The sequence below is a fragment of the Nocardia sp. CA-135398 genome (assembly GCF_050955845.1).
Taxonomy (GTDB): domain Bacteria; phylum Actinomycetota; class Actinomycetes; order Mycobacteriales; family Mycobacteriaceae; genus Nocardia.
This window is the reverse complement of the sequence record NZ_CP192084.1, coordinates 6,015,385-6,037,759: the sequence shown is the minus strand read 5'-3', so window position 1 is coordinate 6,037,759 and position 22,375 is coordinate 6,015,385. Positions and strand designations below refer to the sequence as shown.

The window sequence follows — 22,375 nt, the reverse complement described above, 5'->3', positions numbered from 1 at the left end:
CAACGCTTCCGGCTGAAGAGTTGGCGCCGATGTTTCGCGGTGGCCGACGTGGCTTGTGATATCCGCGGTTAAAGCTCGAGATCGTAGCCGCGCTGTGGCTCGCCAAGTTCGACAGCATCGTCGAAGCTGTCGAATGCGTCGTCTTCGGGGGCGCTGAGTTGTTGGCGTAGTTGTTGTTCGCTGGCGGCTTCGGTGGGGTTCAGTTGGGTGCGTCGGTGTTGTTCGGTTAGCAACTGGTCGAGTTGTTGTTCGAAGTCGGCGATGCGAGCGGCGTGGGCTTGTTCGGCTGTGTCGATGTTGGCTGGCTGTGGGGTGGTGGGTGTGGGGGCAGGGCGAGTGTCGGCGGTCAGGATGTGTTCCCATTCTTCGGCGGGGCCGGCGATCTGTAGAGCGCGACGTTGGGCGTTGCGGGCGGTGGTGCCTGCGGAATCCCTGAGGTTGGTGCGGCGTTGTCGTTCGGTTTCGAGGCGGGCGATCTGGGCGTTGAGGGCGCGGCGTTGGCTGCGGCGGTAGACGGGTGTGTTTGCGAGTGTGGTTCTGGCGCTGTCGAGTTGGGTGGCGAGGGCGCGGACGGCGTGTTCGGCGTCTTCGAGTTCGCGGATGCTGGTGTGGGCGTTGTGGATGGCTTGGCGTGCTTCTTGCTGATGGCGGTCTGGTTCTTCGTCGTGGGGGTCGGGCGGGTTCGGGTGGGGGTTGTAGATGATTGCGTCGGTGTCGGCGAGTGCGATGCGCTGGTAGAGGTCGTTGATGTTTTGTTGGAGTTCGGTTTCGCTGAGCATTGCGAGTGCGTCGAGCGTGGGTGCGGTGACGGGTTCGGGGAGGGGATGAGCTGTGGCCCATGCGGTGATTTGCGCGCGGGCGAGGGGGCCGCTGGCGCGCCAGTCGCGTCGCAGTATCGCGCGGGCTGCTTCAGGTGGGTGGGTGGCGGCGATGTGGTCGCAGCGGGCTCGGATGTGGTCGGTGGTGTCGTGGTCGGGGATGCCGGGTTCGTTGTTGTCGCGGCAGTCGCCGCAGAGTCCGTCGTCGCTGCGGCGCAAGGCGATCGGCGTGATGTCGATGCGGGCGCGTTCGAGTCCGCAGCAGACGCAGCTGAGGCCGTGGCTGTCGGGAATGGCGGCGAGGTCGTAGTCCAGGACGTAGCCATCAGGCTGTGATTCGGGGAGGACGTCGTGGTGGTAGTGGTGGGGAACTCCTTCGGGGAGTGGCTGATCGAAGGGGTTGTCGTCGAGATTGGCGCGTGTATCGAGGTAGTCCTGGACCGCTTTCGCAGTATCTTCGTCGATCGGCTTCGGGGTCGAGTCGGGTCGACTCGACCCTGTGCGGGTGGGGAGGTCGCGGGCGGCTTCGTGGCGCCGGTTGCGGCGATACGTGGGTGCGACGGAGTCGGTGGCTGGTTGGTATACGTGCGGATCGCTGTTGGGTGTGCAGGCTTCGATGAGTGCGCGATGCTCGGGAAATTGGTCGGCGGCGTGGCGTAGCCGAGCGAGCGCAATGGGAAATACGTAGTGGTACAGGGTTTCCGCGACGCGTTCGATGATTGCACGTTGTTCATCGGTGGCGTTGTCGGTCAGTTTGCGGAACGCGGCAGCGGCGGTACGGATCTGTCCGGTCCGCAACAATTCTGCGATCTCGCCGGTGTCGACCGGGATGCTCTCGGCGTCGAAATCACCACTGTGGTGGTGTGTTTCCGGATGGTCCCCAGTGGTGGTGTTGGAGGGTCGGTCGGATTCGGTGTCGGCATGCGTCTGAGGTTCGGCGTCGATGTTAGGTGCGTTGTTGATGGGGTTGTGTTGTAGGAGTGCCTCGATGCGCCATGCGAGTGCGCTGGCGAGTTGGTCGGGTCGTAGTGATTGGGTGTTGGCGGGTTGGGCGGCTTGGAGGAGTTCGTGTGCGGTGGTGAGGAGTTCATGAGGTGTCCAGTCGGTGCCGGTGGCGCGGTCGATGGCCGCGACGATGCGCGGCCACGCCGGATCGTTGATCACCCGGTCGGCGGTGTCGGTGCCGAGAATGTCGTGCAACTCGGTGGTCCATGTCGGGCGCAGATCGCGGTCACCACTGGTGATGTCGAGGGCGGAGGGTTCGAGTTCCAGGCGTGACCACAATGCGGCGGCGGGCATTTCGTCGGGCAGGGGTCGGAGGGCAGCGGCGTCGCGGAGGCGGGTTCGGATGTCGATTCCGGCGCGGTCGGCGAGGTCGAGTTTGTCGGCGAGGGTGGGCCAGTAGGGGTCGGTGGTGATGCGTTGGTCGAGTTGTTTGATCACGGGCGACCATGTGGTGACGGGCCGAACGATGTCGCCGATGGCGTCGACGACTTGGGCGTGGAGTAGTTGCTGATGTTCGCGTTCCAGGGTGCTGTGGCGGGCGGGTCCGGTGGGGCGTAGGTCGCGGTCGTCGACATGTAGGGAGGCTCGCCATACCGCGAGGTCGGCGAGTAGTTGTGGGTCGCTTCCGATGAGGGGTCGTGCCCAGAACGGTGCTGTGGCCGCGGTCCAGTCTCGGGCGTCGGTGCGGATCGTGGTGGCGAGGTCGGTGACGATCCGCGCTCGCGCCGCGAGCTGTCCGGGATCGGTGTCTTCGTCCAGGCCGCGAGGCAGTCCCCGTGTCCAGGGCAGCGGCCCAACCCCGCACGAATGCGTACCGGAGGAATCCAGGCGCCAATCCAACACGGCGGCAACATCGTCGGCGGTGTCGAGTTCCCGCACCGACGCAGCAGTGTGCAATGCGGTGATCGGATCAGCTCCGGTGAGTGCGATGCTCGCGAGGTGTTGCCGCAATATCGGGTAGGCGGGGCAGTCGGTGAGCCCGTTGTGCAGTGCTTCGGCGGCGGTGTCGAGTGCGGCGAGTCCGTCGGTGCCGAGGGCGTGTTCGGCGGCGACGCCGATCGCGTCGAGGTAGATATCGACCGCGTGACCGATGCGGCGCAACGGATTCAGTGCGTCCCGTAGCTCGGTGTGCGCGGATTTGTGTGTGCCGTCGCGCCCGAAAATGCGTAACAGTACTTCGACCGCGGTGCGCGGAAACACCGCCGGCTCGCTGTAAAACGATGCCTCGTTGCCGTCCAAAGTTGTTGGTAGGTAGGCGTGGTTGGTGTGCGCGCCGCGTGTCATCGCGACATACAACTGCGCGCGAGTTTCGTATCCGGTGAGCGCGACGTGACACGTTTCGGCGGTCACTCCTTGTGCAGAATCGATCGTGCTCGCGTACCCGAGCCGCACAAACGTGGACACGTATTGCGCGGGAAGTGTCACCGTGTGACCGCGTTCGCGACCCGGACGGAGGTGGGTGACGGTCAAACTTCCGTCGTCGTGCACTTCGGAAACGAGCCACCGATACCCGTTGCGAACCCAATCCGCATCGCCCACGCGCAGTCGTCGATCGTTGCGGCGGGTCAGGATCGTGTCACCCACCGACGCGTGAAGCCCGTCAGCGAGGGCGCATTCCGGGCCGACATGTGCACCGGAACGCGCGATCCGATCCTCGCGAGCGCGCTGGTTGAGCTCACCGACGACGTCGTGGGTGGCCGCGAGCATGATGCTGTCGCGACCGCCCAGGTGGTCGTCGATCCAGCCGGTGTAGGTGTCGTCGCGGGTGGTAGCGGCGGAGCCGGAGTGGATGCGGCGGTGATCGAGGTAGAACCCGAGGGCGGCCGGATCCCCCTCGCGTAACAGCAAACTCGCCGAGGCTTCGCCAGGAGAGGCGAAGCGCACGACGTGGCTGAGGGTGAGCGCAGCGTTGCTGGTGGCGTCGTTCATGTCGGTGTGGGCGCCACCGGCCTCGATGGAGGGCAGCTGTTTCGGGTCACCCAGGCAGCGGATCGTCGCGTCCCGTCCGGCCAGGAATTGGAGTAGGCGCAGCCGTTTGAGGTTCCCGATTTTGATGTGTTCGTCGATGATCACCAACGTGTCGGAGTCGATTTGCAGCACCCATTGCGGCAGCGATGGTGGTGGTTGATTTCCGTCGCGGGCACGGTTTTCTAGTGTCGGTGTGTGGCGGTCCAGGACGTCGAGGAGTTTGTCGACGGTCTCCACCCGTGCCCCGATCGATGTACCCAACTCCGCTGCCGCGGCCGCGGTGGGTGCTAGACCGAGGACGGTGCCGCCCCTGGCGTGCCAGGCCTCGGTGAGCACCCGCATCGCGGTGGTCTTGCCGGTACCGGCGGGGGCGTCGATGGTGTGCACCCGCAACGGGGACGACGCAAATCCGTGCACGGCCGCGATCTGCCCGGCGTTGAGCTGTTTGTCGGGGTGGGTGGTGTTGTATGCGTGGACCGCTTGTTCGATGGTGGCGGACGGGATTTGGCGGCCTCCGGGTTGGACCGCGAGGTCGATCAACTGCTGGGTGACACCCAAAACCTGCTGGGAGGTATAGACCTGAGACCCGGCGCGGGTGTGCACGCTGGAGCCGTCGCGGCGGGCGAACATCACCGGCACCGCTTGTAGTCGGGGCTCGTCGGCGATATCAGGGTCACCACGCGCGATCACCGAGCTCGGTGACAGTGCCTCGGTGACGACGGCGTCGGCGATGCGTTCCCACTCGGAAAGGCGGATGTGTCCGCGGATTTGGCGTTCGGTTTCGCTGCGGATGTGGTGGTGTTGCCAGGTCGAGCGCTGCGCCGACACCGTTTCGACCACCGTCGCGGCGGTGCGCGCGATCCACGCCTCATCAACGGCCGCACGCGCCCGCCGCACCGGATTCAGGGCGGCGGAAACCATCCGTGCCAACTCCTCCCGGCCACCCAACACCGTGAGGGCTTGGGCGCGCCAGTCGCTGCGCTGCTGGGCGCGTGAGCGTTTGAGGTGTTTGTCGGGGCGGGTTTGCAGGGTGGCGCGGTCCATCAAATCGAACATCTCCGCCGGTAGCGGTTCGCGCCCGAGGCGGCGTTGGAACTGCACGGTGAGCCGTCCGAGATGTTTGGTGATCGCCGCATCACGCGCAGACCACAACTCGTTCAACTGGGTTGGGATGCCGACGATTTCGCGGATCGGGCGTTTGGACGGGTCCAGGCCGGGCCGTTCGGTGAACTGGACACCGACCATGTCCTCGAGGAACAGCTCCAGGCTGGTGTTGTAGATCTCGGAGACGGTGACCACGTTCTGGTAGATCATCGCGCCGTCAAGGGTGCGCCACTGCCCATCCAGTGCGCGGACACGGTTGGCGATGAGCATGTGCGTGTGCAGGTCCGGGTCACCGGCACGGCTTTCTCGATGGGTGAACATCGCCGCAACTAGGCCCTCGACATCGACTTGGCGGACACCGTTGCGCCCCAATCTGGTGAAGATCGCGTGCTGTTCCAGCCATCGCACTGCCACCTCGACCGCGGCGTGGTGGGCGTCTTCGATCTTCTCCGCGACCGCCCTCGGTGCCAGCGCCCAGAGTGTGGAGACGGACTTGACGGGACTGAATGTGATGTCGAAACCCGCGACCGCGGTCGCTTTCGGGCGTGAGTTCCGTGCCACCCAGCTCGACAATTCACGTGCGTCCAAGGGTGCGCGGTCGTACTGTTCGGTGAACATTTCCGTCGCGATTTCGGTGCGGATCCGCGCGCGAATGTCATCGGGAATGTCGTCATCGAGGTCTGAACCGTTCGCGGTATTGTGTTCCTTGTAGGCTTGCGCGCACCGTTTCCGGTATTCGGTGACGTCGGAATAGACCCGGAAAGGATGCCCCAACTTCGATGCTTTATCGGCCGCGCGCGAGGCGTCTTTGATTTTCGCACCCGCATCTATCTGCTCGTCGAACGTGCGCGCTTCGATCGCGTCAGCGTTCGGGTGACGACCCAACCCGAACAGGGACTTCATCTGATCCTCGGTCACCTCGTCACCGAGTCGGATCCCCAACGCCGCCAACCCAGTACCGTGCCAACGCCCCGGCGACTCCCCATGAACCGAGTAGTAGTCGGCAAGGCTGGACCGGCCGCGAGCGGGATCATCATTCGCGGCCACATTACGCAGGTAATACTGGTAGCCATTTCCTGCGACGACTTTATGCAGTGTCGCGGTCATACCTCCAGCAGGCACCACATCCGCGATAAAAGCCAGGCCCGCAATTCACCTAATTATCGGCAAATCAAAGAAAACCCCTGGTCGTTATAAAATTGTGACAGACGTGGACGCTGGGGAATGATAAATGATGTATCAACAATCTTGGAATCAGTGCAAGAGGGGCGCGTGGTAACTGTTCCCGATAGTCCGCCTGGGAGACCGCGAGGTTGTCGCGTTTCCGGCGATAGTCCCGGTTCGCGTCCTCGATGCAAGAGGTCTGCTTGTGAGAAAGAGATAAAGAGAGGGGAGTAGGTGAGGGGAGTAGTGGAAGAAGTGTAAGTGGTGAGGAATGCGGGTGGGTAGATGGGGGTGATGTGTGTGGAGAAGTGATGAGGTGAAGAGTGAGGGAGACATGGTGGTCGGGAGAGTTTCGGCGTGAAGGCCGGGACTGTGTGCGCGGTCCCAGCGCTCGCCGCCGAAAGTTCGGGCTCAGTCGAGCGGTGCGGCGATGCGCGTCCACCCGGCGGACTCGCAGGCGTAGTGGCGGTCGTCGATGGCGACGACGTCGGCCACCGACAGCGACCGCAACGGTTTGTCGGCCCACGCGTCGGCGTGGGCGTGGTCGTCGGGGTGGGTGGGGTGGCCGTTGAACGCGGCGAAGGCGCGTTCAAGGATTACCGCGTCGGCCGGAGCCCCTTCGGCGGGGACGTTGTACTGGTAGGCGAGGACCAGCGGCGCGTCGGGGGTGTAGCCGTGGAGCAAGGAGTACGGGGCGCGGTTGAGGAACACCCGCACGGAGACGACACGTCGATGTCGTGCGAACGCGCGGCACAGCACTGTGGTCAGGCGGCGCAGGCGGGCGGTGTATCGCGTGGGCTCCTGAAGGTTGGGGTGGTGGACCGGTCCGCCGTGGGCGCGAGGCAGCCACGGCGGACCGGCGATCAAGGGGAGACAGCGGATGTCGGGTCAGGCTGCCTGCGACTGACGAGGGCGGGCGGGAATGAGGCCGAGGTCGATGCGGCAGGTGAGGCAGTAGTTGTCGGCGTGGATGACGGCGTAGCGGGTGCAGCCATCGCAGCGGCCGTGGCGCTGATCGGCTCCCAACCTCGCCCGACCCTTCCGCACGGTGGCGCGGGGACGCGGTGCTACCTCGGCGGCGAGCTGGAGCGGCTGGGCTGGGTTCGGGGTCAGCTCGGGATGGGTGGCGAGGAAGCGGGTGATGTGGCGGCAGATCGGGTGCGGTGCCGCGCGGTGCCAAACTTCGACAATTAAGGCGTGCGCCGCGGCGGGGTAGGTCGAGGCGAGGAACTCACAACGAGAGACCACGAAGTCCTCGACGGTGAACTCCTCTGGCAGCGGCGCTATCCCGGGACGGTCGTCGGAGCGGCAGGAATCACAAAGCCCGTCATCGGAAACCAACCGGCCATGGCGGATGTGGATGGGGCGCTGGTCGGTCATGGGGCGTTCGATGAAGCAGGACACGCACCGCCATCCCATGACCGGGACCATCGCGGCGTCGTCGTAGTCCAGGCCGTTGCCCTCGCGGGGGATCTCGGGGCGGGCGTCGTCACGCACCCGCAACCGGGTGCGGGCGTCGGCGAACGCCTTCGCCTCGTCCTCGGTGATCCGGCGGCCGCGCCTCGGCGCACCGACAGAGCCGCGACGACGCGAACGTCGACCACGCAGCGCGGTGTCTTCGTGGCTGTCGAAGTAGTCGCTGGTGCGTTCGTCGTACGTCTGGTCGGTGTGCTCGCCGTCGCGGCGGGTGTTCCAGGCGGTGCGGTGCTCGGTGTCGTACTGGCTCGCAACATAGTTGAGGTAGACGCGGTCCCACAGCTGAGTGGCTTCGGCGTGGTCGCGGGCATAGCGACGGCGCTGGCGCTTGGCGCGTTCGTCGTCGGAATCGGGGTCGGGCACCGGAACCTCGATCGGGCGCTGCGGCGGTTCGGGTGCGGCGTCGGGGTCGGCGATGGTGGTGCCGTCGGTGAACATGCTGCTGGTCGTGTACCTGGTGATCATTGCCTCGGTCGCGATCGCATACGGCAGCAGGTGGGCACGGTGATCCCCGGGAATGCTCGGCGTCGCGATGGGGCGGGTCTGGGTGCGCGCGGCGACCTTGTCGGGTGCGAGGCGGGCGGCATCGGTGGCTCGCGAGGGCGCACGCTGGGTGATGAGCGGCCGGTAGCGGTCCCGCGCCGGCATCGGCGGGAGTTCGGCGGCGGTGTAGGAGATCTCGACGATCTCCGGTAGTTCCCGGGTGTGCAGGCCTGGGTCGGTGTCGGGAGCGCAGTGGCTGATCAGCTCCCGGCGTTCGGCGTCGGCCGCCTTCCACATCGCGTCGAGCCGCTTGTGCGCGGTCGCGAACGGGTAGCGGGTGAAGATGTCGGTGAGCTCGTCGAGGAACACACGCTCGGTCGGTGTGGCGAGAGCGAGCACGTCGGGGAACATCTCGCGTGCGAGGCGCGGGTTCTCGACGTGGAAGAGGCAGTCCAGGTGGAATAGAGCATCGAGGAAAGCACTGGGCATGAGGAATGTCCTGTCTCGCGAGGAAAACGAAACCCACCCCGGGGAATCGCGCTGCGCTTTCCGCAACACGAGGGGTGGGCGGCTGGTCGGGTGACCCGCCTGAAGGGCGATCGACCAGGGCGGTGAACGACGCGCCGGAGGGAACGCGCCGAAACGGGTGGGCGCGAATTTTCTGCGCACACAAACCAACTCGCGCCCGAACCGCTGGGCGTCGCGCCGGAGGGAAATTCGTGCGCGCACGGGCGCGGGTCCGCAGACGCGGCGCGCGCCACCCTGGTAGCCCTTCACTCAGGCGGGGCGCTCGACCAGACGAACACCCCGGCCACCCCAGCTGACCCTGTTGTGTTCTTCTTTCGCGAGACGGGGGTCAGGCCACCAACAGCGGACGGTCCGCGAAATAGGCATCGGCGTCGGCTTCGCCGCGTCGGCGGCGTGTGGCGCTGCGTTCGTCGCGGGCACGGTGGCGCAGCGTCACGGCTCCGATAGGCCGGGGCGTGTGGCGGGCGCGGCGGCGCGCGATCGCCTCGGGCGCGGTCCGTGCCGCCTCGGTGGCCGCGGTTGGGGTCGCGTGCAGGCGAAGGTCGTCGGCGAGGTCACGGACCGGGGTCCGCGCCCACCGACCGAGTTCGACCTCCACCGGTACCTCGACGGCGTCAGCGGTCGCGTACAGACCGGTATCACCGTCGGTGATCTCACCGGGTTCGACCTCGGGTGTGCCGAGGCGGGAGCGTGCGATCGAGACTACCCGTGCCAGCGCCGTTTTCGGGCTGTGGGCGAAGGCCCGGTGGATCAGTCCCAGAAACGCCCAGTCTTCGGCAGTGACGCCGTCGAGCGCTTGGCGGATCTGCAGTCGCGCCCGATACGGTTCGGCGTCGATCAGCTCGGCGAGGGCAGCGATATCGGACAGCAACGGGGTCACCGCGATCGCGGTGCGGGAAGGAGAGGTCATAGTCACATCGGCTCCTGATCACGAAAGTGGAATGGACAGGCGGGATTCGCGTCGGCGTGCGAAACGGTGCCCGGCGGCGATCGCCGGGCACCGTATGGTGAGCGGGTAGGTCAGAACTGGGGGTCGTCGTTGCTGGTGCCGCCGCCGAAGGAGCCCGCGCCGTTGGCCGCCCACGGGTCGTCGGTCCCGCCGGTGCGGCTGGTGGCTGTTGCCGCGCCGACCAGTTCCCCGGACCGGTCACCGGCATTGCGGCGAGCGGCCGAGGACCTGCGACCGTTGTCGCCGTTGGTGCCTCGTTTGACACGGCTGACTTTCGCGGTGGCATACCGCAGGGATGGGCCGAGTTCGTCGACTTCGAGTTCGGTGGTGGTGCGGTTCTGACCGTCGGGGGTCTGCCAGCGACGCTGCCTGAGTCTTCCGGTGACGATGATGCGGGCTCCGCGGGTCAACGATTCCGCGGCGTTCTCCGCGGGCTCGCGCCAGATGTTGCAGCGCAGGAACAACGCCTCGCCGTCTTTGAACTCGTTGGTGGTGCGGTCGAAGTAGCGGGGTGTGGAGGCGACGGTGAAACCGGCGACCGCAATACCCGCAGGCGTGAACCTCAGCTCTGGCGAATCAGTCAGATTTCCTATCACGGTGATGACGGTGTCTCCGGACATTGTTGTGCTCCTTCACTATTGGCGGGTATGTGGTGCGATCACGGCGCGGTGCGGTGTCAGTGGTGTGCGCCGCTCGGTCGCGGTCTCGACGGCGGCGATCACGAGGGTGACGGTGGGTGACCGTGTGGGCATGGTTGTCGCCGATGAGTCGGTGATGGCCCCGTCGAGACCGCCGCGGGGGCGGTTGCGGGCACGGCGAGATCCGGCCGCCGCACCGGGTGGGCCTGCCCTGCGGCGTTGATCGATGCTGCCCGGCGGGCAGGGCAACGACCAGTGCCCGACCGCCGATTCGTCAGGTGCCGTTGTCGGTGAGCGAGAAAGCATGGAAGGCCGTCGCGGACAGAGACATCAGGCAGAGCCCCGGCCCGACACAGCGCAACGCAGAACGCCACCCCCGGAAGCGACGGGTTGACCGTGGACGTGAAAAGCAAGCGGCAGTAGGGAGGTGGATGCCCCCCCGGAGGGGGAGGGGTACATCCACTCTCGCGCCACGGCGACAACGGGTGTTGATGCGGGCAGCATCGGAATCGTTCAGCGGTGACGAATGCTGTGGTGCGTAACCCCGACGACCCGGACCCGACCCCGCAACCAGGCTAGCCTCGGGGCCGGGGTGCTGGTGTCGAATCGTCGCGGCTGGTGCGATGGTGGTCGAGGGGTTCGGCGGACAGGGCGATGTTGGTGGTGCGGTCGGGGATACCGGGGGAGTGGATCAGGATGTCGATCCCGGCGGTGATCGCGCGCGGGGAGGCGGGGATCGCCTGCCAGGGATGGTGGCGGTCTTCGTCGAGTTCGGGAAGGTTGGCCTGGATCCACGCCACCAAGCCCCCGGCGTCGGTGATCACGTGCCGATCCGATCGGCGGTGGTGAGGTGGTCGTGGCAGGCGCGGATTATTACGTCGGCGCCTTCGGGCATGCTCACTCCTTGGCGGGGTGTTGGGGTGTGATGGACTCGATGAACCGCACAGCGGCAAAAACACTCGGGAACTGAGCCGTGGTCGATGACGGTGTGGTGGCGGTGCACGCTATGGACACGGACACGGTCGTGGTGATGCCCGCCGACGGTGGTGATCGTGGCTGGCGGCGGCACGGCGCCGGCGATGCAGTTCGACGGCGAACAACGCGATCACGGGGTCGGCGTCGATATCGGCGAGTGGTGCGTGTCGGTGAGGACGCTCAGCCGCTGGTGCAGCAGATCCTGGATACGCGCGAGCCCGTGGTGACGGGTGCGGTAACCGAAGCAGTCATCGAGGCGGGCGAGGACGTGGCGCAGGAACATCACCTCTGCCGCGTCGAGGCTGGGCGGGACCCTGCTGTCGGCGCTCATAGCCGCGCACGCCAGCACACCAGCGGGCGCGTGAGCCGCCGCCGGTATCGGCCCGCGAGGGTAGCGGCGAGCCCGTCCGCAACGTAAGGTCCCAGATCGCGGTAACGCCAACCGATTCGGAGGTTCTCGATCTGACCTAACACCAGCGGCACGTGATAGCGGTCGGTGCAGGTGGTGACGGGTGGGTCGTCGAGGCCGGACAGCCGCTGCTGGCGGCGGGCGTTTATCGGGTGGTCGGGCCTAGGTCGATGCCGAGGTCGGCGGCGATGCCGAATCCACAGTGGGCGAGGCGGCGCAGCGTATCCGGGCGCATCCCGGTGCGCAGCGATATTTCCAGCAGTCTGGCCAAGGAATGTGTGGGGTCGGCGTCCAAGGCGGCGTGCACGGCGATACCGGCCAGGGGGCCATCGCCGCGGATGTAGGCGCTGTAACCGAGAAGTGTTGCGGCATCGGCACGATCGCTGCCCGAGCAGGCTCGCGCCAGGACGATCCACAGATTCTCCGCCGCGGTGGCGTGGTCACCGACCGCGAGGGCCAACAACGCATCGCGCACCATCCGATCACGCACTGCCGCAGCTAGCTCCGCACAATCTGTGGCCGACAGGACCGCGCCGGAGTCGATGTTCGCGATCTGGGACAACACCAGTTCGAGTGCGCCCCGCTGGTATCGGTCGGGGTCACCTTGGCGGACCGCTTCCGTGTGGCGTTGCCGTGCGAGGGTCAGGGCAGCATCGAGGTGAGCGGTGACCTGCTGGGCGAGTTCAGTGTCGGGGGTGAGCAGATCGGTCAGTTCCGAGCGGGTGCGGCGGATCGGGCGACCGGCGAGCACATGCGCCACCGTCACCATCGACGTCGCCGGATCCGGCAGCGCCCCATGATGATTCGCATCCAGCAGACTCCACCATCGCTGGCCCGCCTCGATCGCGCCCACCTCCCAAGCACCGGCGAGGAACACCTCCTGCTGCGCGAGCCACCGCGTGAACCCGGCGATGAGTGTGCCCCACGGCCCGATACCCGCCGCGCTATGTCCGCGCGTGCGGCGGGGTTCGCGCACCCGATCATCGACGATCACCGCGAGCACCTCCGAGGCTCCTGCGGCGGCACAGATCTGCATCACTGACCGCGCGTACGCTGCGGACTGACCACGCCGCGGGCCGGAGGCAGGGGGCAGATCGAAACGGACCACCGCATCGATGATCGGAGCGCGCTGCGGATCCGGGGAACTGGCCAGCACCGCGACGACCAGCGACCGTTGCGGTGTGAACCCGACCATCGCGGGCACCGCGGCAATCAATTCCCCGGGCTCATCGACATGCAACGCTCCGGCCGCAGCGTGGTGCTGGCGTTGCTGATCCGCAGCTGAGGAGGTCGAATTGCTGGCTTGCCTCCGGGCGTCTTCGGTGTTGTCGGACATAGGTTTTCATCTCCTTTTTGCGGATGTGGGTGGTCGATGCCGGGACGCCGCAGGTTGTCGGTGTCGAATGCGGCGGTTGCCGGCTCGACAGATGCGACGGGTTGGTGCCGATACCGTGGCCGGGTGGGCGCAGTGGCCTGCCCGGCGCAGCAGATCCCAGGGGGCGGGGCGAGTTGGATTGGCCGCTGCCTCGATCGGCAGGGTTAGGGCGCAGGCTCGGGTTGCGAGATGGCACGACGAGAATCAACGCGAATATCCGGCGTAGATCGATGACGGCGGGGAGGAGATCGGTATGCGGCCGGCCGTTTGCACTTACCCGCGGAGGAGTTCGGGTGGGGCGGGGTTCGTTGGCTACGCGGACCGCCGGAGGACCGCCGACATCGTGGTGGACCAAGCGGCGGCACGGCGCCGCGCCCGTGCAGGCAGGATCGGAATGAGACAGCGTGCGTGCGGTCGTGGGGTCGTGGACGCGCGGGCTTGCTGATCTACAGTGCGGTGATCGGGTTGTCGTCGAGGTCGACGCGGTAGGTGCGGCCGGGTTTAGTGGCGCAGCCGTCGGGGGCGTGTGCGGCTGTAGCGGAATCCGTTGTCGACGGTGCGTTGGGCTTCGTTGGCGGTGAATCCCTCGACGCCGAGATGGGTTGCGGCGGCGTCGATGAGGACGGTGCGGGCATGGTGTTCGCTGAGTTCGTCGGCGGCCACGAGCCGCCCGAGGACCAACGCCGATCGGAACAGGGTGTGGTTGCGCAGGTGCACCCGTGCGCGGGCGACCTGCTCGGCTTCGGCGGCCAGGATCGCCGCCAGATACGAATCCGGCGCCACCGCTACCGAACTCGACCAGCTGCCCGGCGCGACTGGAGGGCGCGGAGGCGGAATGATCCGTTGTATCAGCATGTCGGGAAGATCGGCGACCGGCCGGTGCACGGCGACGGTGTAATCGCCTTGTGGGGTGCGGGATCCGGGGGCGACGATGTAGCCGCCGTGCCCGCGGGAGTCGATGCCCTCGCCGATGCGTGCGACCGTGCTCCGCAACGGCGGCTCGTTCGGGGCACGAAAGTACAGGTGCCAGCCACCGGGGGTGGCGATCGTCAACGTCGACGGCACGGGCCACGGCAGATGCTCGGTGAGCCGAGCCAGGCCCTCGGCCAGATCGGCGGCGGGCGGAATCATATGTCGCGCGTCGAGATCGATCACGTGCAGACCACTGGGCCGACCGGTCGCGATCGCCACGTTGTAGCGCGGGTTGTAGCCCCACCAGCGGTGAATGCGATCTTCGTCGGTGCTGGCGAGTTCGGGCCAGCGTTTGATCGCCGGTGTTTTCCCACCGGGGCGCAGCGGGAACACCGGCCAGCCGCGGGCCGCGGCAGCGAAGGCCACCGCTCGCAGATCCAGGACAGCGGTCACGGGATGGACACCTCCTGCGAAAGGTTCAAGGGCAGGGACGATCCCGGGTGTGCCGGTGCGCGGGCCGTAATGAGCCAGCCGCACACCGGCATCCGGGTGGAGAAAACAGGTCGGTCAGGCGGCTTCGGCCTGCTGCTCGTCGGGTTCGGTGCCCGGGGTGTCGATGTCGATGGCGTCGGAGTTGACCTCGCCGAGGGCGGCGAGTTCGACGGGCACGAGTTGATGGCCGAGTTCGTGCAGGAATTTCAGGTAGCGGCGCACGCCGCGGTCGGCGTAGCGCCACAGTTCCTTGGTGGCGCGGTTTTCGTAGGCGCCGAGCACCAGGGCGAGCACGATCACCTGGCAGCGGGCCGGTTTCGCGGTGTCGAGGGTGGCGAGTACGTCGTCGCGGGTGCGGAAACCGTTGACACCGAGCAGTTCCACCGCGGTGGCGAAGGCGTTGTATTCGCTGAGCAACCCGGCATCGGAGACCAGGGCGCTGGCCAGGAACGCCGCGGCCTGCACCGGAGGAGTCTTGCGCGCAAGCAATCCGGTGACGAACTCGGTGCGGGTGGTTTTGGCCGCGACCCCCTGCTTGTTGAGTTCACGCACCCGCCGCCGGGCCAACCGCTCCTTCTCGCGTGCCTCCGCCTGGGATTGGGCGGCGGCCTGAGCGGCGGCGGCACGCCGTGCGACGGCGAGCTCCTCACCCTCACCCTCGCCCTCGCTGTGCCCGCCCTGGTCGTCCTGGTCGTCCTGGTCGACGTCGCTGGTGTCGATGTCGTCGATACCGATCTCGGTGTCGGTGTCGTCGCGCTGGCGCAGACCGGCCGCGTCGAGCAGGTCACGGGGCAGAAAGTATTCGGCGAGGATCCGTTCGCGCTGCGCGACCTCGCGGGCGTGACGCAACCCCTCGGCGGGTTCGGCATCGGGGCGGTCGCGGGTGTCGAAGTCCACGGTGTCGGGGTCGACGAGGGCACCGGTGTCGACCTCGACCCACACCAGCTCCTCACCGATCTCCAACCACACCAACCACAAACCCGGATTGGCGTTGATGTGGGCGATATCGACGGCGGCGCCTTCGGCGTCGACCAGCTCGGCCGCCGACACCAGCGGCCCGTCGTCGCTGAATTGTTCGGTGTCGGGGTAGTCGGTGAGGATCCCGAACCCGGCCTCGGCATACGGCAACGCCGCGGCCAGGTAGTCGCGTGCGTCGGCGCGGTCGGTCGCGATCCGGTTGGCCTCGTAGGAGAACCAGTTGCGGTTGGCGCGCAGGAGCCGCTCGACGGCGTCCGTGTCGCCGAGATTGTCGTATTCGGCGATCACCGCGGCTTGTTCGAGGTCGTATTGGCCCTCATCGATCAATCCGCGTGCGGTGGCGGAGGTTCCGATCTTGCCCGCGCGTTTGACCTCGTCGCGTTTGGTTTGCAACGCCTTCGCTACCCGGGTGACTGAGGCTCCGAGATCGAGCATCTGCGCGATGCCTGCGGCGCGGTCGCCGTCGGTGAGCGGGATCCGGCGGTCGTTGAGGGTGATCTGTTCGGTGATGCGGTCGATCTCGGCTTCGTCGGCATCCACCGAGGGGTCGAAGTCGGTGATCCACACCGGCACCTCGGTCTGGGCGAAGGCCAGTGCGGTGAGGGTGCGGACTTGCCCGTCCCGCACGACGTGGCGTCCGTCGGGCATGCGGATCACCTTGATCGGGTTCTTCACCCCGTGCTCGCGGATGGAGTCGGTGTAGTCGGGGTGGTCTTCGAGCCGAAAACTTTTGCGCACGTTCTCCGAAATTTCGAGCAGTGCCGGATCCATCATCGGCCCCCGACCCGGCACCGGCGTGGGCACCGCGCGGTTGGTCTCCGAGGCGGCGTCGAGTGCCGCAGGGTCGTTTTCGTGGATGGCGGTGTCGGTGTCGGACATGAGTGTGTCGGTGTCGTGCGACATTGGAGCGTGCTCCTATCGTGAAACAGGTAGGCACCGGCCAGCTTTGGACTGGTCGGTGCCTACCTGAGAGCGGATATGACAGGTATGAACTGGAATCGGCCCGCCTGGTGGGGCGGCGGCGTGGTGAAGCCGTTCGCGCGCTAGGTGTTGGTGCGGGGTGTGACGTTGATCGGATGCAGGAACCGCGCCCCGTAGTGGCCGGGGTCGCTGTAGCACCAGTGCTTGGCTTTCCAGTCCGGGTGCTGCTCGCGCCAGCGGGTGACGGTGTTCTCACCGAGGGCGGTGACGGTTCCGGCGGTACCGAAATGTTCGGCGCTGTCGAACTCCGCGCGGGTCAGGGTCAGGGTGTCGGGCATGCGGAACAACCTCCTCGAGGGTTCGGGGCCACAAGAGCCCACAGGATGGATAAGGGGAGAACAACGACAACGTCCGGTCGGCCAAGGCGCGCGGGCCTGTCGCCGCCGATGGTTCAGACGAGCGACATCGCTTGCAGAGCAAGGTCGTCGAGAGTGTCGGCGCGGTCGGCGTCGGGGATGGTTTGGCTGTAGCTGGTGACCGCGTTCGCGATCCCGGCGGCGGTGAGCTGACCGCCAGCGATGAAATGCGACAGGATCCCGGAGCGTTCGTCCTCGGTGAACCCCAACTTCTTGGCGACGACCTCGATCGTGCGGTCAGGATGCGCGACCGGGGTGGTGGCGTGGCGTTCCAATTCGGTGATTCGGGCGGCCAGGAATTGCGGGGATAGCCATTCGGCGACCTTGTCGCGGGTTTCGGCGGTGATCACCGCGAGCCGTTTGCGGTAGGTGTCTTGTGACCAGCCGCCGATGCCGCCGATCTCGAGGCGGTCCCCGATGTGGCGTTTGGTGTAGGCGAACATCGGCAGGGTGAGCCCATTGCCGCAGATCTCGACGACTAGTTCCGGTTTCAAGGTGACTGCGTGGTGGCCGATCTCGGAGTTGGAGAACCGGAACCCCGCGAATACGATCGGCTCGCTGCCGGGCCGATAGCCGCGCCCTTCGCGGGCCGCGATCGGGCGCCACCGATCCAGATCGCCGGCGGCGCGGCGGCGTTCGGCCTCGAGTTCGGGGTTGGCGAACGGGGTCCGATAGTTCGCCAGGAAACTCGGTGCCAGCGCCCGCACCTTCGGCGAGTACACCTTGCAGTGCATGGAGGACTCGGTCAGATCACACGAGCGGACCGACACATCCGCATCCGCTTGGCGGATGCCCTCCAAGACAGCGGTGAGGACGTCGAGGTTGTCGATGATGCCGTAGCGATCCGAGAGCACCGCCCGCAGAATCCCGGGCTCGCCCGCGACGCCGGAGGTGAACAACCGCAGCAGAAACGATCGATCATCGCCCGCACTTGTCAGGCGTGGGTCGTCGGAGCCGTGCAGTAGGCCGTTGACGTTGGCGTCGTAGAGATCGGTGCGCGACTGCTCCCGTAACCACTTCAGATACCCGACGGGGATCTTCAGCTTCGCTCCGAGGCTCGAGTCGGCGGCGGCGGTCGGCCGGTAGAGGCCGTCGACGAGGGTGAACCCCCGCTCGTCCAGGACCGGTTCGACACCTGACAACTGCAGCAGGCCATCACTGGCCCGCAACGCAGACGCGGGGGCGACAACATCGAGTTTGGCGGCCTGCTGGGCATTCAGTAGCCCGACCAGGTCACCTAGTTCGGCGTGACGTCCAGAGGTAGCGATCGACATAAGTCAAAACTCCTTTCCGACAGACGGATACGGACCTCAGAGCAGGCGGTGCAGGCGTTAGGTCGCCCGCAGGGTTCAGTGCTGTTGACGCAGCGCCTGCACCGGCGCCCACTCGTCGACCTCGGCTCGGGCGTAGCGTGGCGACGGAATACCAATTGCTCGAGGGTTTGAATGTGTTCCAGGGCGCCCGATGTCCGACAGGGCTACGCTGGCGTCGGCCCGGGGCAACAGGTCGGTGGCGGGGTGCAGCCAATTCAGGACTTCACGCAGTGTCGACGCGCCGAGCACAGTGATGCCCTCGATCGGCGGCAGATGTGCGGCGTGCTCGGCGGCGAGGACGGCGTAACGGAAGCGGGCCTGCGCGGCGGCGGTGACCGCGCTGGTGACCGCCGCGATGGTGCGGGCGTCGCTGGCGGGTCGTAGTTTGCCGTCGAGGCAGAGCTCGGCCAGGAACACGACCTGGTCCAGATTGCGCCAGTCCGGGGCTGTGGCCAGCGCGACGATGGTCACCGCGGCGGCGAGATCGTGCAGCGGACTGGTCTCATGGGTCCCGAGCCGGTACAGGCGGAACCCTTCCGGGGGATAGTGCGCACCGGAATTATGGACGGCGGCGTAGACCCGAGCGCGGACTTCCGGGCCGAGCGGATGCGCCGTGGGTGCGTCGGCGACCGGGTCCGCGACAGCGGCCGGGGATGCGGCGACCAGGGCCACCTCGGCGGTGTCCGCGTGTGCGGTGAGGGTCCAGGCGAAGAAGTCGATCATGATCGCACCAGCTCTCGGTTGGTCGGCATTGTGGGCTAGGGGACGGGTTCGGACGGCAGTTGGCCGCCGATGAGGTAGATGTCGCCAGGAAAGGCGATCGCTTCGGCGGCAGGAGTGAAGGGCCAACAATCAGGCCGCGTTCACGGGCACACCGCCGGGGGCCCGGTGATGGCGTCGTACTCCGGGCCTGCGCCGATGTCACGGCCCCGGCACCAATTCGTCCACGCGTCAGCGATATTCGGGCGCGAACCACCGGCGGCGACAAGCACGGCGAAGGCATGCCCGAAATCGATCGCCTCCCCAGAACCGACCCCGCGCGCGTCGCACCAGCGACGCACGTAGCCGATCGCCTCGAAACACAAACCTCCGCCGTCCGGTTCCGCATTGCCTCGCGGCACTGCTCCAACTCCGGTACCCGGCTCACCGGCCCACTCCGGATTCCTCGGCAAGGCCGCCACAGATCATCCACCCCCGCCACGTACCTGGGTTCGAGGGCACGACGGTGCGCCGCCGGGCGAGAAAGCCGGCGGCGCTTGTCGCCGCGACTGGTTCGAGTGCGGACATGACGAACAACTCCTACTTGTCTAGTAATGGTTAGTTCAGTCGGTTCCTGACGCCATTGCGGGATCGACGAAACCGACCCCGCACTCATGCGGGCGCCTGGCGGCATCGACAGGGTTTTCAGGCAGCGGCAGAGGGCAGATAGGCGCAGGCCTCGACAATGACCCGGACCTGGTTGTGGACCTCTTCGGGCCAGCACACACCGAGACCGACACCGCGAACTCGTTGACCGGCAATGCGAGTCGATTCGCCGTGCAACCGGCCTGGTTCGCGGCGGTGTGCGCTCGCCCGAACCATCCCCGGACCGGTGACCGGTTGCGGCGGGGTGGCACGGCGCCCGAACGTGCCTGCCTTCCCGGGTGCCCTGCACCGACCGGCCCAGCGCATCCCACGCCTGCTCGATCACATGCCGGTGCCTGTGCTCATCGCCCGACGCGGTCGTCGCGGGCAGTTCGATCCTCGGAAGTCGTTGAACGACTGGAACGCTCGCGAGATCGCATCCGGGAACGTCTAGCCTGGCACGTCAGCGAGCGCGAGCCGTCCATGAGGCGGTGAAGCGGTATCTCACCGGCTGGTAGGCAATCACCGTGTGTGGAACTAAGCGCGGCAGCGAGATCACGGCAGCAGATCACCGACGTCGAGGGGTACCAGCTCCCCCGGCGAGTTGATTTTGTACGACTTGGCCTTAGCATGCGCCGCTTCGCCGCTACCCTGGAGCTCAGGGAAGGACGTGGATCGGCTGGTCAGGAATCGTCGTGGACGACATCCATAAGCCGTCGCGCTCTCGCGCGAAGAGTTCACCCGAATTCGTTGAACGGCTTGAACGTTCCCGCGACCGCATCCTTGCGCGGCGTGCTGCGACGCGGGAGAAGGAGAAAGTCGTGACCGCAGCAGTAAAGCGGTATATCGGTGTTTGGCAAACGATCGGCGCGGTCGAGCGCCGCCGGGACAGCGAGATCGCCAGGCTCCAGCAGCGGATCGTCGAGGTCCGGGATGCTGCTGAGATGGAGATAGCCGAGCATCGGACTGAGCAAGCGGTCGCTGCGGCTGTGATTCGCGACCAAGGTCACGACGCCGATGACATCGCCGATTTGTTGGAGATCACTCCGAAACAGGTGCGCCAACTTCTGTCCGCTGCTCGCGACGCCGCAGCGATCGGCGCGCAGTCCGCAGAAAGCGCTGAGCGCGACAAGCAGTCAGATGTTCGGACAACAGCGAGGGACAACGGTCGGGCCGACAACGGTAAGGACCAACAGTTGAGCAAGCCCAACCCTGGGTCGCCGCCGACGGTAGTGAACAACCGACAGCCGAATTCGTTGGCACCGGAGCCGAAATGACATGCGCATGGTGTAAAAGCGTCAATAACACGGGCTGTACTGGCGTGTCGGTCAAATGTTGGCGTAGCCTCCGACGTTTCGCACTACCCAGGTGAACTGATGCGGAGATACTGACTGCCGCGCAGGCACATCCGGAGCAGGCGAAAACGGCCAGAAGCATAGTCCGCACCCGTGGCAGTACTGGCCGGCCCGCCATACTGGCGCAGCTGCTGACGCTCCACGCCCAATACGGTTGTTACGCCGGACACGTCGGATCGCTACCAAGAACACAAGGGCAGGCGGCGTTGCCAGGCAAGTAAGGACAGTGAGGCGGGAAGGAGCATCCAGCCGGCGCCAAGGTCGGGTGGTGGCTGCAAGACTGCGGCGGTCATAACTGGGAGTGCGAGAAGGAAGGGGATCGCCAACAGAAGACCGACCGCGACGAGTCGGCCTGATGTGCGCAGCGGCGGTGCGAGCGCGAGGGCGCCGGCGAGGTTTGAAGTCTGTGTCCGTTCGATCGTCGCGGAGCCGAATACCGGGACGAGTCCGGTAGTTCCGATTCCTATGCCGGAGTAGTGGTCGGTGCCGGTGACCGTGTGGACACCGCTCTGACGTATCGCGGGCACGCTTTGGATCCAATCGGTGCGCCCGCAGGTGGGGCAGGAAATATCGACGTCCATGCCTACGTCCCCTCCCGACGTGGTCGCGCCGCGGTGACGTCTGCTACGCAAAAGTTTGTCTGCTGATGTCTGATGCTGCGACGAAAGTTCCTTACATGGAACACTCTTGGCGGCCAGATGTCGAGATTGATGGCGGTCGCCGTGTGCGATCGGCGCGAACGTCGGCTTCATTGGTCGTCCTTGGATTTGTAGTGCCGTGGTTAGTGCTGTGGATCTTTGGGCGCACCTAATGGGCGAGATCCGGGGTGGTTGTTGCCAACACACTGGCTTGCCTGTCACAAGTGGGTTCAACGGTCAGTGCGTAGTGATCTGTGAACGGGTGGATGCATTGTTCCCGTGCCGATCGGGCTGGATCTCGGCTGCTTGGCTGATGATCCTGCTGACGGTGGATCGGCTGCGGTTGATCTCACGAGCGATCTGAGAGATGTTCCATCCGCTGTCGTGACGGAGCGCAAGGATCTGAACCACTTCGGCAGGGTCTCGTCGGTGGGCGGTGTCCTGATCGCAAATATAGGCGGCAAGTTCAGTCCAGCGTTCCGGGGATCGACAGCCCCAATAGATCGTGTGCACGGTGGATTGCGTCGCCTCCGTCGTGTGGGCACGGTGACTCACCGCCACCGCCAGGTCTGCGACGTGCTCGACAGCAGGTTGTTGGGCGCTGTGCATTGCGGTCTCGGTTCCGCTGTTGGAATGAGCGAGTGCGAGTAGAGCGACCGTCGATTGAGCCATCGATCCTTCGACGATCAGCGGCCACAACCACGCCTCGCTCACGGGAACTCCTGCCAGCAGCGCCATCGCTCGGAGCGCGGTGAACGAGAGCCAGAACGCTCCGGCAGCAATCAATACCGTCATGGCGGTTGCGATGAGTCGTGTGGCGTGTGCGGCCGCGTGCGCACGTAGCAGGATCGAGACGCCATGGACCGCGAACAGCAGTGCGATCGGAGGAACAATCGCTACGGATGCGGCGACGACCGGTGATGCAACGGTGTGTAGGACGGCCTGTGTTGCGTTGCCAGCGATGCTGACACCGGCGGCTGCGATCAACGTGCACCAGAAGAATGCGTGCGCACGCGGCGTGCGGTCGGCGATCGTTGCCGAACACGGAGCAACTGTCGGGCCTGGTGAGGCTGTCGTCGGCGTCGTTTGGTCGGAGGGAGACATGGATTCCTTC

The 22,375-nt window shown here is 66.2% G+C and carries 16 protein-coding genes; 1 reads left to right on the top strand and 15 read right to left on the bottom strand.

All coding sequences use genetic code 11. The features are described 5' to 3' along the window. Positions 1 to 68 precede the first annotated feature (68 nt). The 14 genes from mobF to ACQP1T_RS26515 all read right to left on the bottom strand — a co-directional run bounded on the left by mobF (position 69) and on the right by ACQP1T_RS26515 (position 19,105). A complete protein-coding gene (gene mobF, locus ACQP1T_RS26580) occupies positions 69 to 6,002 on the bottom strand; it encodes a MobF family relaxase (protein WP_433755797.1) in 5,934 nt (1,977 codons plus the stop codon). Between the two features lie 468 nt (positions 6,003 to 6,470). Next, a complete protein-coding gene (locus ACQP1T_RS26575; protein ID WP_433755796.1) occupies positions 6,471 to 6,926 on the bottom strand; it encodes a hypothetical protein in 456 nt (151 codons plus the stop codon). 21 nt (positions 6,927 to 6,947) lie between these two features. Next, positions 6,948 to 8,507 (bottom strand): hypothetical protein, encoded by a 1,560-nt coding sequence (locus ACQP1T_RS26570; RefSeq protein WP_433755795.1) that lies wholly within the window; start codon positions 8,505 to 8,507, stop codon positions 6,948 to 6,950. Between the two features lie 367 nt (positions 8,508 to 8,874). Next, a complete protein-coding gene (locus ACQP1T_RS26565) occupies positions 8,875 to 9,456 on the bottom strand; it encodes a hypothetical protein (protein ID WP_433755794.1) in 582 nt (193 codons plus the stop codon). A 110-nt stretch (positions 9,457 to 9,566) separates the two neighbouring features. Next, positions 9,567 to 10,115: a single-stranded DNA-binding protein gene (locus ACQP1T_RS26560; RefSeq protein WP_433755793.1), complete on the bottom strand. Its 549-nt coding sequence runs from the start codon at positions 10,113 to 10,115 to the stop codon at positions 9,567 to 9,569. Positions 10,116 to 10,708: 593 nt separating this feature from the next. Beyond that, positions 10,709 to 10,957 (bottom strand): hypothetical protein, encoded by a 249-nt coding sequence (locus ACQP1T_RS26555; protein WP_433755792.1) that lies wholly within the window; start codon positions 10,955 to 10,957, stop codon positions 10,709 to 10,711. A gap of 281 nt (positions 10,958 to 11,238) precedes the next feature. Next, positions 11,239 to 11,439, bottom strand: coding sequence for a hypothetical protein (locus ACQP1T_RS26550; RefSeq protein ID WP_433755791.1), 201 nt, complete (start codon positions 11,437 to 11,439; stop codon positions 11,239 to 11,241). A gap of 223 nt (positions 11,440 to 11,662) precedes the next feature. Further along, on the bottom strand, positions 11,663 to 12,853 hold the full coding sequence (locus ACQP1T_RS26545; RefSeq protein ID WP_433755790.1) for a DUF4192 domain-containing protein: 1,191 nt from the start codon (positions 12,851 to 12,853) through the stop codon (positions 11,663 to 11,665). Between the two features lie 540 nt (positions 12,854 to 13,393). After that, positions 13,394 to 14,257, bottom strand: coding sequence for a bifunctional DNA primase/polymerase (locus ACQP1T_RS26540; protein WP_433755789.1), 864 nt, complete (start codon positions 14,255 to 14,257; stop codon positions 13,394 to 13,396). 114 nt (positions 14,258 to 14,371) lie between these two features. After that, the gene (locus ACQP1T_RS26535; protein ID WP_433755788.1) at positions 14,372 to 16,153 is read right to left on the bottom strand and encodes a ParB/RepB/Spo0J family partition protein; all 1,782 of its coding nucleotides are present in this window, start codon (positions 16,151 to 16,153) and stop codon (positions 14,372 to 14,374) included. A gap of 164 nt (positions 16,154 to 16,317) precedes the next feature. Continuing rightward, on the bottom strand, positions 16,318 to 16,533 hold the full coding sequence (locus ACQP1T_RS26530) for a hypothetical protein (protein ID WP_433755787.1): 216 nt from the start codon (positions 16,531 to 16,533) through the stop codon (positions 16,318 to 16,320). A 113-nt stretch (positions 16,534 to 16,646) separates the two neighbouring features. Continuing rightward, the gene (locus tag ACQP1T_RS26525; protein ID WP_433755786.1) at positions 16,647 to 17,885 is read right to left on the bottom strand and encodes a hypothetical protein; all 1,239 of its coding nucleotides are present in this window, start codon (positions 17,883 to 17,885) and stop codon (positions 16,647 to 16,649) included. A gap of 75 nt (positions 17,886 to 17,960) precedes the next feature. Then, entirely contained in the window at positions 17,961 to 18,647 is a 687-nt protein-coding gene (locus ACQP1T_RS26520; protein WP_433755785.1) for a magnesium chelatase domain-containing protein, read from the bottom strand. Between the two features lie 140 nt (positions 18,648 to 18,787). Then, a complete protein-coding gene (locus tag ACQP1T_RS26515) occupies positions 18,788 to 19,105 on the bottom strand; it encodes a hypothetical protein (protein WP_433755784.1) in 318 nt (105 codons plus the stop codon). Positions 19,106 to 19,963: 858 nt separating this feature from the next. Here ACQP1T_RS26515 and ACQP1T_RS26510 point away from each other — a divergent pair. Next, the gene (locus ACQP1T_RS26510) at positions 19,964 to 20,545 is read left to right on the top strand and encodes a hypothetical protein (RefSeq protein WP_433755783.1); all 582 of its coding nucleotides are present in this window, start codon (positions 19,964 to 19,966) and stop codon (positions 20,543 to 20,545) included. Positions 20,546 to 21,498: 953 nt separating this feature from the next. Here ACQP1T_RS26510 and ACQP1T_RS26505 read toward each other — a convergent pair. Further along, positions 21,499 to 22,365: a DUF2637 domain-containing protein gene (locus ACQP1T_RS26505; protein ID WP_433755782.1), complete on the bottom strand. Its 867-nt coding sequence runs from the start codon at positions 22,363 to 22,365 to the stop codon at positions 21,499 to 21,501. Positions 22,366 to 22,375: the final 10 nt, after the last annotated feature.

Coding starts and splice junctions, on each gene's coding strand:
- mobF (WP_433755797.1), bottom strand. CDS start 6,002: ATGACCGCGACACTGCATAAAGTCGTCGCAGGAAATGGCTACCAGTAT.
- ACQP1T_RS26570 (WP_433755795.1), bottom strand. CDS start 8,507: ATGCCCAGTGCTTTCCTCGATGCTCTATTCCACCTGGACTGCCTCTTC.
- ACQP1T_RS26565 (WP_433755794.1), bottom strand. CDS start 9,456: ATGACCTCTCCTTCCCGCACCGCGATCGCGGTGACCCCGTTGCTGTCC.
- ACQP1T_RS26560 (WP_433755793.1), bottom strand. CDS start 10,115: ATGTCCGGAGACACCGTCATCACCGTGATAGGAAATCTGACTGATTCG.
- ACQP1T_RS26550 (WP_433755791.1), bottom strand. CDS start 11,439: ATGAGCGCCGACAGCAGGGTCCCGCCCAGCCTCGACGCGGCAGAGGTG.
- ACQP1T_RS26545 (WP_433755790.1), bottom strand. CDS start 12,853: ATGTCCGACAACACCGAAGACGCCCGGAGGCAAGCCAGCAATTCGACC.
- ACQP1T_RS26535 (WP_433755788.1), bottom strand. CDS start 16,153: ATGTCCGACACCGACACCGCCATCCACGAAAACGACCCTGCGGCACTC.
- ACQP1T_RS26530 (WP_433755787.1), bottom strand. CDS start 16,533: ATGCCCGACACCCTGACCCTGACCCGCGCGGAGTTCGACAGCGCCGAA.
- ACQP1T_RS26525 (WP_433755786.1), bottom strand. CDS start 17,885: ATGTCGATCGCTACCTCTGGACGTCACGCCGAACTAGGTGACCTGGTC.
- ACQP1T_RS26520 (WP_433755785.1), bottom strand. CDS start 18,647: ATGATCGACTTCTTCGCCTGGACCCTCACCGCACACGCGGACACCGCC.
- ACQP1T_RS26505 (WP_433755782.1), bottom strand. CDS start 22,365: ATGTCTCCCTCCGACCAAACGACGCCGACGACAGCCTCACCAGGCCCG.